The sequence below is a fragment of the Streptococcus sp. 1032 genome, from assembly GCF_013277015.1.
Taxonomy (GTDB): Bacteria; Bacillota; Bacilli; order Lactobacillales; family Streptococcaceae; genus Streptococcus.
Genome location: NZ_VMMD01000043.1, coordinates 1 through 1494, shown reverse-complemented (window position 1 = coordinate 1494; position 1494 = coordinate 1). Strand labels below are relative to the sequence as shown.

2 protein-coding genes are annotated in these 1494 nt (G+C 32.1%); both read left to right on the top strand.

Going from position 1 to position 1494, the window contains the following annotated elements; genetic code table 11:
• Positions 1 to 579 (top strand): restriction endonuclease subunit S (locus HT711_RS10990; protein ID WP_173250156.1); only part of this gene is annotated, 579 nt, incomplete at its 5' end.
• Positions 580 to 635: 56 nt separating this feature from the next.
• Entirely contained in the window at positions 636 to 1433 is a 798-nt protein-coding gene (gene psrA / locus HT711_RS10985; RefSeq protein ID WP_000651180.1) for a tyrosine-type DNA invertase PsrA, read from the top strand.
• Positions 1434 to 1494 lie beyond the last annotated feature (61 nt).

Here is a 1494-nt window from a genome sequence, read left to right as displayed (position 1 = left end):
GATGATAACTCTTATTATGAGGAAGTACCTTGTGAAATACCAGAAAGTTGGGAATGGGTGAAGTTAAACGATATAAGCTCCTACATTCAAAGAGGGAAGTCTCCAAAATATTCAAATATTCCTATATACCCTGTGATTGCTCAGAAATGTAATCAATGGTCTGGCTTTTCTATTGACTTAGCAAGATTTATTGATCCCGAAACAGTTCATAGTTACCAGAAAGAAAGATTACTAAGATATGGTGATTTAATGTGGAATTCAACAGGCCTAGGTACGTTAGGACGATTAGCTATTTACCATGAAAATAAAAATCCTTATGGCTGGGCTGTTGCAGATAGCCATGTTACAGTTATAAGAGTCTTATCGGGGTTTACTAATTGCCATTTCATCTATAATTTTCTTTCCTCTCCTATTGTTCAGTCAGTTATTGAAGAAAAAGCGTCGGGTAGTACAAAACAAAAAGAATTATTAACGAAAACTATAAAAGAATATTTAATCCCCCTCCCACCCCTTCCTGAACAATCCAGAATCGTTGATAAAATCGAAGAATCTTTCGCCATTATTGACGCACTAATTTAGTATAATAGTTTTACGTGCGGTGGAATTTCTATCAAACATAAGATAGGAGTTTTACGTTGAAAGATTTTGAATTACATTTGAAGAAAGCTGGTTTAGCTGAAAATACTGTGCGTTCGTACCTTTATGGTGTTCGATTTTTCTTGGAGAATTACGAACTCAAAATGGAAGATTTATTTGAATACAAAGGATATTTATTAGACAATTTTAAACCTAAAACTGTTAATTTGCGACTACAAGGAGTAAATAAATATCTGGCTTTTATTGGTCATGATGATTTGAAATTAAAATTTGTCAAAGTACAGCAAAAACCGTTTTTAGAAGATGTCATTAGCCATGCTGATTACCTTTTTCTTAAACGTAGTTTGAAAAAAGATGGTATTTTAAAATGGCATTTTGTCGTTTGGTTTTTAGGTGCAACCGGGGCTCGTGTAAGTGAACTTATTAAGCTAAAAGTAGAGCATGTAGAAATCGGTTATTTTGACATTTACTCAAAAGGTGGTAAAATTCGTAGACTGTACATTCCTAAAAAATTAAGAAATAGTTGTCTTAGTTGGTTAGAATCAGAAAATCGCCGAAGTGGTTATTTATTTTTGAATAAATTTAATGAACCAATTACAGCAAGAGGAGTTGCTCAACAGTTAAAAAATTATGCTGATAAATACAAAATGAATCCTAAAGTAATTTACCCTCATTCTTTTAGACATTTATTTGCTAAGAATTTTTTATCGAAGTATAATGATATTGCCTTGCTTGCAGATTTGATGGGACACGAAAGTATAGAAACTACTCGAATTTATCTAAGGAAAACAGCTACTGAACAACAAAATATTGTAGATAAAATTGTTAATTGGTAAAAAAATAACAGGTGGTCAAATTGACCATCTGCTATTTTTTTGTGATTATGGCTCTTATTAT